Source organism: Fodinibius sp. Rm-B-1B1-1, from assembly GCF_038594945.1.
GTDB classification, from domain to species: domain Bacteria; phylum Bacteroidota; class Rhodothermia; order Balneolales; family Balneolaceae; genus Fodinibius; species Fodinibius alkaliphilus.
This window is the reverse complement of record NZ_JBCFYD010000001.1, coordinates 888302-901929: the sequence shown is the minus strand read 5'-3', so window position 1 is coordinate 901929 and position 13628 is coordinate 888302. Positions and strand designations below refer to the sequence as shown.

Here is a 13628-nt window from a genome sequence, read left to right as displayed (position 1 = left end):
TTGAACAGCGAGGTTTATCCCCCGTAACCCGGCAGGTAATAGTAAATGGCCCAAAAGTGTGAGAAGGTACCAGCCATTACAAAAAGGTGCCATATTTCATGGTGGCCAAACCAATTGGGTATGGGGTTCGGTTTTTTGATACCGTAGATAATAGCGCCGAGCGTGTAGGCCAGCCCGCCAATGCCAATCCAGACTAAAAAGGCCATGGGCAGTTTTTCCATAAGAGTGGGAAAAATGATGATGGCCAGCCAGCCCATCCCCAAATAAAATAACGTAGAGAGCCAGCGCGGGGCATTCATCCAAAGAAATTTTTTAATGATGCCAATGATTGCGAGGCTCCAGATGGTGGTAAAGAGTCCCCATTTCCATCCTCCTTCAAGAACCAGTAAACAAATAGGCGTGTAGGTACCGGCAATGAGCACATAGATCATGCTGTGATCAAGTTTCTGAAGGAGCTCCAGAGTTTTCTTTTTAACTGGCAACGCATGGTATAATGAGCTGGCAGTGTAAAGTAAAATCATACTGAGGCCAAATATGGAAAAGGCAATCAAATGGCTAATTGAGCCGCTTTGAATAGCTTCGAAAACAAGCAGGACGAGCCCGATTACCGCGAGCACAGCCCCAGCGGCATGGGTCAATGTATTAACGGGTTCTCGAATGTTAGTGAAGATCTTTTTCATGGGTAAAATTTTATATCGTAATATACGAAAAATACCAACGTATTAGTGTGATGAATAGTTTAATAATACTTCTTTATACTTTCTTTTGTATGAGGTAAAGGTGTTACAATTTTTAATGTGTTAAAGGGTGGAAATCCTGGTTATTCTTATTTAGATTTATTCTATTCTTTTGAAGCATATTTAACTACAAATATATACCGATGAAAAATCTATTTAGACAATATTTTACCAAGACATTTTTGATTTTATTTCTTGCCGGAGGTCTTGTGGCCTGTGGTGGAAGTGGCGAAGAAGAATCTGCTAACGAAAAAAGCCAAGCCACTGCTGAAACTGATACGACATCTGCCCCAACCGAGAAGCTTAACATAAATACGGCATCCGGCGATCAGTTTCGGACGATCCCCAATGTGGGCGATAAGATGGTTCACGAGTTTGAGGAGTATCGCCCGTATGTAAGCATTCAGCAGTTCCGTAAAGAAATTGGTAAATATGTTGATGAATCACAGGTAGCGGCATATGAGGAGTACATTTTCGTACCCATTCACCGTAATGATAGTGATGTCTCAACGTTGACGCAGATCCCGGGTTTGGATGAATCTGCAGCCCAAGAGATTGCCAGTCAGCGTCCCTTTGATACTAATGAAGCCTTTTTTGAAGCTCTTTCTTCTGTAGTAGATGAACAGCAGTTGGCTACAGCCAAAAGTTACATGAAAGCTGAATAACCGATGGAAGAAAAATCTATTGAACATCAGTTGCGGCGATTCCTGTTGGGAGTCGCCGCCTTTATTTTGATTGGTACCATCGCCGAACTACTGCTCATAGAGCATTATGAGGAAGGCTTGCAGTGGCTACCTTTTGTCTTTTCGGCGATTGGATTAGTAAGCATTGGGGGCGCCTGGTATTATCCCACAACAAATACTTTGAAAGCTATGCGAGTTATAATGGGCTTGGTTGTGTTAAGTGGTGTGGTGGGAATTTATATTCACTTTAGCCGAAACCTGGCATTTACACGCGAAATTAATCCGTCATTCTCATTGGCCGAAGCTATCCTTCCGGCCCTAAAGGGATCGTACCCGCTTTTAGCTCCGGGCGTACTCTTTTTAGCGGGTATTTTGGCGTTGGCTGCTGCTCATCGACATCCCAAGCTGGAGAAGTCCTAATTTATATACCCCAGCTATGGTATTAATTTCGTTGCCAGTCTTCGATTAGGACGTGATTCGTATTCCCATCAGAATCTGAAAATACCAACCGATCGCTCTTTTCGGTAGAGTCTGATGTTTTTGGAAGTTTGGATGAGGTCCGAATAATTCGTCCGGTGATTATAATATTATTGTCAAGGGTATCGCTTATTGTAGCAGAAAGTGACTTTCTGTTGTTAAAAATGATATGCTGGGGCGTAAAGTCAGAAGACCAGTTTTTTACTGTTACAGAGAGGTCGGTCCCCACTTCTGGTACATCAGAACTCCCTATGGGAGAGCGGGACCAGTTATCATATGTCGCATTTAAAATCTGAATATTTTGATTACTTACTGTATTTTCAGTTGAGGAACACCCAGATGAAAACAGTAATATGGGTGTTATAAACAACATTATAATCTTCATTGGGAATAAAAGTAATCAGAAATTAGTTTTGTAAGTATATAACAGCTATTGTGTAATTTTAGTACAAAAGTTATGAAAAATTTGCGATTTATTTGTATTGCATTTTTAGTGATCATTATTGGAGGCTGTGAACTTTTAACGGGTTCAGATTCGGATGATGAAATAGAAGAACCCTCTGATGAAAAGCAATTTGTATGGAATGCCATGAACTACTGGTATTATTGGCAGGGTGATGTTTCGGCGCTTGCCGATAATCGTGATGACAATGAGGGGGAATTTTGGAGATATCTTAATGGGTTTTCTGATGCAGAAGCGTTATTTGAATCGTTTCGACATCCCGATGATGACTTTTCCTTTTTTATTGATGATTATGAAGAATACCAAAATGAGCAAGATGGTATTTATGCGGCCTTGGGACTGAATTATGGATTCTATTATAAAGATCAGCAGCAAACGGATTTAGTGGGATATGTGCGTTATGTTATTCCAGGTTCTCCAGCAGAAGACGCCGGTCTTGAGCGGTTAGATTTATTTACAAAAGTAGATGGTACTACCATAACGGTAAATAATTACCTGGATCTTTTGACAAACGATTCGGCCCATGATTTAACGTTGGCAAAAATTGATACCTCGGGAAGTAATATTCAATATGTAGAAGATGAAACCGTTACCGTGGAATCTCAGGAAGTTATTGAAGACCCAGTATTTGCCAGTGAGGTTATAGATACCAGTGGGGTAAAGATTGGCTATTTGATGTACAACTCTTTTCAAACGAATTCACATCAAGCCCTCAACGACGTATTTTCAGATTTTAAAAACCAAGCCATAAATGAGCTTGTGTTAGATTTGCGCTACAATGGCGGTGGAGCTGTAATAACCAGCCAACTGTTAACAAGTATGATCTCCGGGCTCGGAAGTTCAACAAAATTTGGAGAGTTTGAATACAACGAAAAACGATCTGCAAATAATAATCGGGAGGTATTTTTTTTAGATGAAGTGCCCTTGGAAAATGAAGACGGCGATATTAAGCGAGATAATGAAGGAAACTTTGAAAATTCTGAATCTATGAACCGCTTATCGTTAGATAAAGTGTATGTGTTGACCAGTTCGGGGACGGCTTCTGCCAGTGAGACGGTGATCAATAGCCTGCTTCCCCATATAGACGTAACATACATCGGTTTGAAAACGGTAGGTAAAGATGAAGGGTCCCTAACGTTGTATGATGCTCCGTCTCCTTATCTAAATAGCGATGAAGCCAATTCGGATCACAAAAAGGCTATTCAACCAATTGTACTAAAAATAGTTAATGCTGATGGGGAAGCCTATCCAACAGGATTTGCGCCGGAGGGATATACGTCTGATGGCTGTCCCGATGATGATTCTGATAACTGCGTTAGTGAGATAACGCTGGATAATATTTTAAATAAGCCAAACTTAGGTAATCCTGAGGAACCTCTTTTTTCTCGGGCTATTGATATAATACTTGGTCAACAAACGAAACGGCGCGCAGGTGTTAAACAGATCAAGATGAAAGAAGCCCCACTACCTACTGGTTTTGATGCCTTTAAGTTGCATAGACAAGGCATGTTTGTAGAGCCTTATATGATGCCAACAGGTGAAAAGCGGTAAGTAAGCTAACACAAAAATTAGTAGAGGGAATCAGGGCTAATTGCCTGATTCCCTTTTTTATTTAGCGGAAGTGTTAAGATAGGCATTTAACTTATCGAACGATTGATTCCATCCTCTTTTGGTTTCTTTGGTCATGTCACCTGCCGGGATACCAATATGCTTCAGCGTCATGCGAGTTTTAGAGTTTATTTCGTCAAGTTGTAGTACGATCTCCATAGTCAGGGGAAAGTCTTCTTCAAATCCATAGTACGAAGCGGGGACGAGATTACCCTCGGAGTCGGCAAAACTGTCGGTACAAACTAACTTAGAGGGGGCGTTTATTTTTTTGTAGGTACCCGTAGACCAGAACTCTTTGCCCTCGGGCGAACGCATACAGTTTAAGTAGCTACCTCCTTTTCGCAAATCGATGCTGGCATGGGGACAGCTAAAATCTTTTGGCCCCCACCATTGTTTTATTTTTCCAGGATGGGTCCATGCCTCCCAAACCAATGCCCGGGGAGCATCAAAATGGCGGGTGATAACCAGCTTATTTGTGGTGTCAGTTTTTTTCAAAGGATTACCTCTTACGCTTTTACTGGTTTTTTCTCTAACGAAATTACATAGGATGTCATCTTATTGATCATGGGAACATCGGTATCACTAAAAACATAACTATCACAGAAGGCATATGTTTTGCCATCTGGCGATGACATTGAGCCTTCAACTATGCCTTTATTTTTGTGTATGATGATATTATCAATAGAAAGTTCGAACGGTTCATCAGCTTTCATCTCCTTGAGCGCAGTGGTAAAGTTACTTTTACCTATGATGGCATCGTCGCCTTTGATGATCCATTGAATATCATCTGCAACAAATTTTGAAATATAATCTATATCGCTGTTGGCAAAAGCGTTATTAAAATCACGCAAAAATTGCTCTTTGGTACTCATAATTATTCCCTCTTATTTAATTTGGGATAAATCCGATATTCACTCATAATTATTAGAATATATATGTAATTTACTGGTTACAGTTTTTCCATTGATAGCAATTTTGGAGGGTACTTTTGTAGGTAAGCTTCCTATTCTAATTTGTTCCTTATTTCTTATGAATCATCTAATTCAACTAAGATTTAATAACTTGTTATGAAATTTGGCAGTATTGATAATCCCGGTGACCAGAACCTATCTCTTCCCGATGATCATCCCCGAACAAAAAACGTACTTTCTACTTATGGGGATAAAGAAACCCCTTCGGTTTATGTAGGATGTGCCAAGTGGAATAAGAAAGATCTCAAGAATTTTTATCCGGATGGCGTAGGAGATGAACTCGAATACTATGGAAAAAACTTTAATTCAGTAGAGCTCAATGCCACCTTTTATAATACTTTTGATAAAGACCAGATAACAACCTGGTACAACAAAGTACCTACAGACTTCAAATTTTTTCCGAAGGTCAACCGGTATATTAGTCACTTAAAATGGCTTAATGATATTGAAACCGCTACTGAGGATTATTATGACAGTATTATTCATTTTAAAGAGAAACTGGGAACAACCTTTTTACAGCTGCGTGGCAATTTTAAGCCTAAATATTTTGACCGGGTTGCTCGGTTTATAGGACGTTGGCCCGAGGGCGTTCCGCTGGCCATAGAATTTCGTCACCCCGATTGGTTTGCTGATTCTGAAGTAGCCAATGAGCTTTATCAACTGTTGGAGGAAAACGACGTAGCTAATCTAATTACGGATACAGCCGGAAGGCGCGATCTGCTGCACATGCGTTTGACCAATAATGAAGCTTTTGTACGGTATGTTGGAGCTAATCACGAAACAGATTACAGTCGGCTTGATGAGTGGGTGCAACGTTTAACAAAGTGGAACGAGCAGGGACTGGATAATATCCACTTTTTTGTCCATCAAAATAAGGAAAAAGCGTCGCCCAAGCTGTCGGCCTATTTTATTCAAAAACTGAATGCGTCATTGGGAACAGATTTGGAACCGCCAAAGTTACCAGGTGAACAAAATGATCTTTTTTAAGAAACGAAGTGCTATCTTATAATGAGGTAGAATTAGTGTTGTTATTGGATTTTGGTGCCTCTTAAAGTAGGATGATCCAGTACAGGTAAACGAGTGCAAAGCCTGTTAAGAACACCATCCCACTCCAACTAAGCCATTTTAACCATGGTTGAGGTCGACAGTCGTCGGGCATGTGATCGGCGGTAACCAGCTTATAGTTTAGATAGGCAAGAACCGGGGCGGTCAGAAAAGAAAGGGTTGTGGCAAGATCAACCATTAGGGTAAAAGAATCTCCTAAGAAATAAAGTACACCGAGAGAAAACAGGGAGATAATCACAATTAGAACCCGGTATATTGGTAAGCTGTCTTTTTGCTCTATGCTTTCTGGAAGCAACACTTCGATCATGCGTCGACAAACTCTTGGATAAGCATCGGTGACGGTAAGCGTGGTGCTAAACATGGTGGTAAACGCGCATATAATAATGACCGGATACAGCCAGTCGCCCAAGCTTTCGGTGTACAGACTCAGTAGTTGTCCAGCAAATACGCTGCCACTGCTTGCATAGTCGGCTCCGCTGCCGTACATAACTATAGCCCCCAGTAGAAGGAATCCCAATGCCAGCAAAGCCGCTCCAATATATCCAATATTAAAGTCAAGGAGTGACTCTTTCAGCTTGGGACGATATTGGGTTTGTTTTTCGCGCTCGAGTGTCCACAGCGAATGCCAGGCCGCGGCATCAATGGGGATGGGCATCCAGCCCATGAGGGCAATCAGGAAGGAGACACCGGCGACATTCCAGATGCTGGGATAATAGTTAGTGACCTCGTATTGACCTCCCTGGAAAAGGGCGGCACCCAGCGCAACGACGGTTGAAACAGCAAGGACGACCATAATAAGTTTTATAGCTCCATCGAGGGCGGAATATTGTCCCGAAATGAGTAGTAAAATACAGATGGATAAAAGAATGGCACTCCACACCAAGGGAGAAAGAGCAATACCAGTAAGCTCGGCCGCCAGGCTGGCACTGACAATAGTGACGGCGGCTTGTACGGCAAACATCGTTCCCAGCGTAAAAATCACAAAAATACCAATGGCCCATTTACCGAGCCGGTTATAACCTTCAATCATGCTTTCGCCAGTAGCAATAGCGTAACGAGGACCGTATTCCAAAAAGGGGTATTTAAAAAAGTTGGCTAAAATAACAGCCCAAACCAGAGCAAAACCATAGGTGGCACCGGCACGGGTCGATTGTACGAGATGCGAAACCCCAATGGCAGCGGCGGCCATGAGTAAGCCCGGCCCTAAGCTTTGTTTAAGTCCATGCCACTTGTCTTTGGTTTTGTCTGATGTAACCTGTTCCGAATCTTTTTCATTTGATTGAGCCATACACCTTATGTTTTTATCCCGCAGTTTGAAACAACGATAATAAAAATTGGTTGGGAAATTAAATCAAATTAGTATATGGTAAAACAAAATATAACATACGCGGTATCATACGTTATAAAACCCAGATAAATATTGACAAAAACGCCAATCAGTATTTAGTTAGAAATACAAGCTGAATTTTCAGCATTGGAGAGTTGTTACTCAATCCAATATTCGAATTAATATTCATTTTATTTCCGGAGGTATTTATGATTACGCGTGATGATATACTCGAACTTGCGAATAAAGAAGGTGACCATTGCATTTCTATTTATTTGCCGACGCATAAAGCCGGAGAAGAAGTACAACAAGATCCTATTCGCTTAAAAAATTTATTGAGTGATGCGGTTCAAAAATTGAAGGGCCGGGAAGTGAAAGAACAACAAATTGATGAGTTACTAAGTGATGCCCGGGATCTCTTGGATAAACCATTGTTTTGGCAGCATAATGATAAGGGATTAGCATTATTTATCAGCGATGATGAATTTGAATACTATCGCATACCCCATGAGTTTAAGGAGCGGGTTATGGTTGATGATCATTTTTTAATTACGCCGCTGGTACCGATGATTACGTTAGAAGGTACGTTTTGTATTTTGGCGCTGAGTCAAAAGAAAATACGGCTGCTCAAATGCACCCGCGCGAATGTGGAAGAGATTGAACTTGAAGAGTCTCCCGACAGTCTCGAAGAGTTTTTGAAGTATGATGTAAACGAAGATCACCTGCAGCACCACTCCGGACAAGGAGGTAACGCACAGGCGATATTTCATGGCCAAGGGGGATCGCGTGATACAAATACCGAAGAGATTAAAAATTATCTCAAAGCTATCGAAAACGAGGTGACTTCCATTCTGAGAAAACGTAACGACCCGCTTGTTTTAGCGGGTGTTCAGGAGGCTGTCGCCGAATATCGGAAAGTAAATAACTACAGCCGGCTTATGGATGAAGCGGTATTGGGTAATCCCGATCCTAAAAGTGATACAGAAGTGAAAGATGAGGGCTGGAGTGTTATTAAATCGTACTTTCTGCAAAGTATGTACGATGATATTGAGCGTTTTGGGGATTTGTCCGGATCTGATAAGCAGTCGGATAATCTATCACAAATTGTGGAGGCGGCCTACTATGGGAAAATTGAATCCCTTTTTGTACCTATTGGGGAACACAGCTGGGGATGGTTTGATATGGAACGCGATACCGTGCACCATAGCACTGAACCCAAAAATGGAGAGCATGATCTTATAAATATGGCAGCGATCAAAACCTTGACCCAAAGTGGAAATGTGTATGCCCTGGATAAAGAGGACATGCCAAATGGTTCATCGATTGCAGCCATATTCCGTTATGCATAACATATAAACAGATAGGTCGAACAACTTCTTCGACCCCAAATATAAATTTACATTAAGGCATCGGCTTAACGGTCGATGCCTTTTATTTTTTAAAACATTTTTCATTCATAACCTTTACACTTAAGGCCTACATAAACTCTTGCTAAATAAAGGACCTGCTATGAAAGTACGAAGCCTCATTTTGTTGCTCTTTGCAGTAACGATTTTCGGAAATGCTTACGCTCAAAATCCTGCTGATGCCGAGGCATCTATGGAATACTACCTGCCCCAGGATGTTGAGTATGATGAATCTATTCCAACGCCCCAAGAAGTGCTGGGGAATGTCCCCGGCGAATGGCACGTGCGTCATGATCAACTTTTGCAATACATGCATGCCGTGGCCGAAGCTTCTGATCGCGTGACCCTTCATAAGTTTGGAGAAACGTACGAAGACCGCGATTTGGTGTATCTGACGATCACTTCACCGGAGAATCAAGACAATATTGATCAGATTCGCGAAGAACATGTTGCGCTTACCAATCCCGAACGATCTGATGAGCTGAATACCACTGATATGCCTATCGTGTTGTATATGGGATATAGTATCCATGGCGATGAATCGAGTGGCTCAAATGCCTCGATGCTGGTAGCCTACCATATGGCAGCAGCACAAGGAGAACAGATTGAAGAGAAGCTTCAGAATAGTGTTGTTTTGCTCGACCCAAGTTTAAATCCCGATGGGCTAAGCCGATTTGCCAGCTGGGCGAACACGCACAAAAGTGAAAATATGGTTGCGGACCCCAATAGTATGGAACTCAACCAGCGCTGGCCCAGTGGACGTACCAATCATTATTGGTTTGATTTGAATCGTGATTGGATGTTGGTACAGCATCCCACAAGTCAGGGCCGCATCGATAATTTCCATAAATGGAAGCCCAATATTCTGACGGATCATCACGAAATGGGCACTAACTCTACATTCTTTTTCCAGCCGGGAATACAGTCCCGAACCCATCCCAATACGCCTGAGATGAACCAATCGCTTACGAAGGCTATTGCGGATTATCATGCAGAGAAGTTGGACCAAAACGATCGCCTGTATTACTCGCAAGAAAGTTTCGACGACTTTTATTATGGAAAGGGGTCAACCTATCCCGATATTAATGGTAGTATTGGTATTTTATTTGAGCAGGCCAGCTCACGGGGACATGCTCAGGAAAGTGAGCACGGCGTATTGAAATTTCCGTTCACGATTAAAAACCAGTTTTTGACTTCTCTTTCAACGTGGGAAGCTTCACAAAATCTGCGCGAAGATATTCTGAATTATCAGCGTAGCTTCTACCAGGAGTCAAAGCGCGAAGGTGATCAGTCAGATATTGAGGGATATGTATTTGGGTCCGAGCATGATAACGCGCGGACGTATCATTTTGCGGAAATGCTTAAGCGCCATAAGGTAGAACTATACAATTTGAGTCAAGATATAACGGCTGATGGAGAGTCATTCAAAAGCGGTTCCTCATATATTATTCCCTCCGACCAAAGGCAGTATCGATTTGTACAGTCATTATTTGAGCGTCGTACTACTTTTACCGATAGTCTTTTCTATGATGTATCGGCCTGGACAATGCCCTACGCTTTTAACTTGCCATTTGCTGAGCTCGAAGGTCGCGATTTCAGTAATAATTTGTTAGGCGAAAAGGTTGAAGGCTTACCTGCGGAACCCAAAGGAACGGTGTTGGGTGGTACCAGTGATTATGCGTATGTGTTTGAATGGGATGAGTATTATGCCCCACGCGCAGTTAATCGATTAATGGAGGCGGGCGTTCGTGTGAAGGTGGCCTCGAAACCATTTACTGGCGTTACCAGCGACGGAACTCAAGAGTTTGATTATGGAAGTATTTTGGTTCCCATGGGCCCGCAAAAAGTTGACCGCAATAAGATCCATAATGTTATTCGCGAAGCGGCCGAGGAGGATGGATTAACGATATATTCTGTAGGAACAGGATTAACGCCCAAAGGTATTGATTTGGGAAGTGGTTCGTTCGAAGATCTCGAAAAGCCAGAGGTTGCCGTACTTGCTGGCGATGGCGCCAGTTCGTATGAGGTTGGCGAAGTATGGCACTTGCTTGATCAACGGTTTGAAATGCCGCCTACCCTTTTCCCCATGGATCGATTAACCCATACCGACATGGGTAGGTATAATGTGATTGTAATGGTAAATGGAAGTTATAATAACTTATCAAAACAGGAGGTAAACAGAATCAAACGGTGGGTTCAAAATGGTGGCACGCTGATTACAACAAAGTATGCCAATAACTGGGCGGAACGTAATGACTTGGCAAATATCAAATTTTTGTCTGAGGAGGATAGCTCAGATTCAGGTGAAGAGGTTACGCCCAAGCCGTATGCTGATATGAGTAATGCTCGCGGCGCGCAGTATATCGGCGGAACCATATTTCATACCAAGCTCGACCTCACACATCCTCTTGGGTATGGATATAATGACGAAGACCTAACGGTGTTTAGAAATAGTACACTCTTTTTAGAGAAAGCAGAAAATCCATACGCAACGCCATTGTATTATACCGAGGATCCGCTGGCCAGTGGCTATGTTTCAGATGAAAATCTGGATAAACTTTCAGGAACGGCGGCTATTATTGTAAGTGATGTGGGTAGTGGACGTGTAATTTCCATGACGGATAACCCCAACTTTAGGGCATTCTGGTTTGGTACGAACAAGCTGTTTATGAATGCCATCTTTTTTGGTCAAACGATTGATGGTGGGTCTGGCAATTAAACTCGGTTAATAACGCTATATCAACAAAAAGGCATGGAAATCGTGAGGTTTCTGTGCCTTTTTATTTTCTCAAATATTTTGATTGAACCCTCTTATATTTCACCAACAAAAAATTAACATAGGGACAGCATGGGTTTGTTTTCATCAAAATTAGATTTAAAGCCTGTTTTTCAGGTGCTTTTTGGAATTATTGTAATAGTTGCTCTTGGGGCGTTAGCACTCTCTTTTAGTATTGATGGGATGGTAAAATCCGGTTTAGAGGATACGACCACTGAAATGATGAATACCTCTGTGGAAGTTGATGATGTGTCAATATCACTGGTAGATGGCTCAGGAACAATAAGCGGAATTACTATTCATAATCCCGAAGGCTTTAGTGATCGTCCGGCTATAAAGCTACAGGAGATCCGTATTAAGATAAATATATCTTCCCTGTTGGCCGATACCGTTATAGCTGATGAAGTGCATATTCAAACTCCAGAACTTTATTTCGAGCAAAAAGCATCGGGGAATAATTTTGATGCTCTTACCGCAAATATGGATGGATCTTCTTCGTCGGATACTCATTTAATTGTAGATTATTTATTGGTCGAAAATGGAACCGTGATGTTAATGGCAGATATCGGAGAAGGGGAATCTGTCAAAGGGGAGTTTAGCCAAATAAAACTTGAAGGCATTGGACGCAGTGGCAGTAATACCATGGAGCAGACGCTTCGCCAAGTACTGGAACCCGTGCTGCAAAAAGCATTGCAAGAAGCTATTGAGCAGGGGCTGATGGATAAGGCGAAAGATGCCTTACAAGATGTGTTAGATGGATAAAGGGTTTTTGAATATAGCTTATAAATAAAAAGAGCCCTCTCAATCAGAGAGGGCTCTTTTTTATTTGTAATAAGATTTGGGAGCTAAAACTTATAAGGCATTAGCAAGTTTATCAGTATAATCCAGCTTTTCCCAGGGAAATTCGTTGCGACCAAAATGTCCATAAGCCGCTGTTTTTGAATAGATGGGTCGTTTTAAATCAAACCGATTAATAATTCCAGACGGTGTTAAATCGAAAGTTTTCTTAATAGCTTCAGCTAACTCAGCATCGCTAACCGTTCCTGTACCATAAGTATTTACATTAACAGATACGGGTTCTGGAATGCCAATAGCATAAGCCAGCTGTATCAGGCATTCATCAGCTAATTCAGCAGCGACAACGTTTTTGGCAACATGTCGCGAAGCATAGGCAGCACTGCGATCTACTTTTGAAGGATCTTTTCCGGAAAAAGCTCCTCCTCCATGCGAACCACGTCCGCCGTAGGTATCAACAATAATTTTACGTCCTGTCAAGCCGGTATCTCCATGGGGGCCGCCAATAACAAACTTACCGGTGGGATTTACATGAAAGATTGTTTCGGCATCCATCAAATCCTCAGAAATAACTTTTGGAACCAGATGCTTTTTTAAATCCTTTTTGATTTGGATCTGATCAATGCCCTCATCGTGCTGGGTCGAGATAACGATCGTATCTATTCGCTTTGGATTTCCTTCGTCATCGTATTCAACCGTAACCTGACTTTTGCTGTCGGGTGCCAAGTATGGAAGCAGGGCTGTTTCTTTGCGGATGTGCGCAAGTTCCCGAAGCAAGTCATGAGAATATTGAAGAGTCATGGGCATATAGGTGTCAGTTTCATTCGTGGCGTACCCAAACATCATGCCCTGGTCGCCGGCGCCCATTTCTTTGTCTTCGCCTTCATCTACTCCCTGCGCAATGTCGGGACTTTGCTGGTGGATGGTTGTTAAGACGCCACAAGACTCCGAATCAAAACGATAAGAGTTTTTTGTATAGCCAATACTTTTGATGACTTCACGAGTGATTTCCTGAACATCTACGTAGGCATCGGTAGTAACTTCACCTGATATTACAGCAAGGCCCGTGGTAACTAACGTCTCCACAGCTACTCGAGAATCTGGATCCTGTTCAAGCATGGAATCAAGGATAGAATCAGAAATTTGATCCGCAACTTTATCGGGATGTCCTTCTGATACTGATTCGGAGGTAAAAAGGTTTTTCATCGGAATAAAAAATTCGTGTCAGTAGTGATTAATTTGAAGCCTTGAAGCTACAAAAATCTGTCTAATTATGCAGAACGATCTATTAATAGAAAAAGCCGAGTTTTAATTAGGAAA

At 42.0% G+C, this 13628-nt stretch carries 13 protein-coding genes; 7 read left to right on the top strand and 6 right to left on the bottom strand.

The features are described 5' to 3' along the window. Positions 1-14: 14 nt before the first annotated feature. Positions 15-680, bottom strand: coding sequence for a PAQR family membrane homeostasis protein TrhA (gene trhA, locus AAFH98_RS04155; RefSeq protein ID WP_342521418.1), 666 nt, complete (start codon positions 678-680; stop codon positions 15-17). A gap of 200 nt (positions 681-880) precedes the next feature. Between trhA and AAFH98_RS04150 the strand changes: the two genes are divergently transcribed. Together AAFH98_RS04150 and AAFH98_RS04145 are read left to right on the top strand one after the other, a co-directional pair. Continuing rightward, on the top strand, positions 881-1402 hold the full coding sequence (locus tag AAFH98_RS04150) for a ComEA family DNA-binding protein (protein WP_342521417.1): 522 nt from the start codon (positions 881-883) through the stop codon (positions 1400-1402). 3 nt (positions 1403-1405) lie between these two features. Further along, complete coding sequence (locus AAFH98_RS04145) at positions 1406-1840, top strand: hypothetical protein (RefSeq protein WP_342521416.1); 435 nt, start codon at positions 1406-1408, stop codon at positions 1838-1840. Between the two features lie 22 nt (positions 1841-1862). Here AAFH98_RS04145 and AAFH98_RS04140 read toward each other — a convergent pair whose 3' ends face one another. After that, positions 1863-2270, bottom strand: coding sequence for a hypothetical protein (locus tag AAFH98_RS04140; protein ID WP_342521415.1), 408 nt, complete (start codon positions 2268-2270; stop codon positions 1863-1865). An 84-nt stretch (positions 2271-2354) separates the two neighbouring features. Here AAFH98_RS04140 and AAFH98_RS04135 point away from each other — a divergent pair, with 84 nt between their 5' ends. After that, entirely contained in the window at positions 2355-3911 is a 1557-nt protein-coding gene (locus AAFH98_RS04135) for a S41 family peptidase (RefSeq protein WP_342521414.1), read from the top strand. Positions 3912-3968: 57 nt separating this feature from the next. Here AAFH98_RS04135 and AAFH98_RS04130 read toward each other — a convergent pair whose 3' ends face one another. Together AAFH98_RS04130 and AAFH98_RS04125 are read right to left on the bottom strand one after the other, a co-directional pair. Continuing rightward, the gene (locus AAFH98_RS04130; RefSeq protein ID WP_342521413.1) at positions 3969-4463 is read right to left on the bottom strand and encodes an SRPBCC family protein; all 495 of its coding nucleotides are present in this window, start codon (positions 4461-4463) and stop codon (positions 3969-3971) included. Between the two features lie 11 nt (positions 4464-4474). Further along, on the bottom strand, positions 4475-4840 hold the full coding sequence (locus AAFH98_RS04125; RefSeq protein ID WP_342521412.1) for a nuclear transport factor 2 family protein: 366 nt from the start codon (positions 4838-4840) through the stop codon (positions 4475-4477). Between the two features lie 195 nt (positions 4841-5035). Between AAFH98_RS04125 and AAFH98_RS04120 the strand changes: the two genes are divergently transcribed. Beyond that, positions 5036-5926, top strand: a complete 891-nt coding sequence (locus tag AAFH98_RS04120; RefSeq protein ID WP_342521411.1) for a DUF72 domain-containing protein — start codon at positions 5036-5038, stop codon at positions 5924-5926. Between the two features lie 61 nt (positions 5927-5987). On the opposite strand, the gene AAFH98_RS04115 is transcribed toward AAFH98_RS04120, so the two are convergent. Then, on the bottom strand, positions 5988-7292 hold the full coding sequence (locus tag AAFH98_RS04115; RefSeq protein ID WP_342521410.1) for an Nramp family divalent metal transporter: 1305 nt from the start codon (positions 7290-7292) through the stop codon (positions 5988-5990). 248 nt (positions 7293-7540) lie between these two features. Between AAFH98_RS04115 and AAFH98_RS04110 the strand changes: the two genes are divergently transcribed. From AAFH98_RS04110 to AAFH98_RS04100, 3 genes are all read left to right on the top strand, one after another. After that, on the top strand, positions 7541-8680 hold the full coding sequence (locus AAFH98_RS04110; RefSeq protein ID WP_342521409.1) for a baeRF7 domain-containing protein: 1140 nt from the start codon (positions 7541-7543) through the stop codon (positions 8678-8680). A 160-nt stretch (positions 8681-8840) separates the two neighbouring features. Continuing rightward, complete coding sequence (locus AAFH98_RS04105) at positions 8841-11456, top strand: M14 family zinc carboxypeptidase (protein WP_342521408.1); 2616 nt, start codon at positions 8841-8843, stop codon at positions 11454-11456. A gap of 129 nt (positions 11457-11585) precedes the next feature. Then, entirely contained in the window at positions 11586-12275 is a 690-nt protein-coding gene (locus tag AAFH98_RS04100) for a DUF748 domain-containing protein (RefSeq protein ID WP_342521407.1), read from the top strand. 90 nt (positions 12276-12365) lie between these two features. Here AAFH98_RS04100 and metK read toward each other — a convergent pair whose 3' ends face one another. After that, positions 12366-13514: a methionine adenosyltransferase gene (gene metK / locus AAFH98_RS04095; RefSeq protein ID WP_342521406.1), complete on the bottom strand. Its 1149-nt coding sequence runs from the start codon at positions 13512-13514 to the stop codon at positions 12366-12368. Positions 13515-13628: the final 114 nt, after the last annotated feature.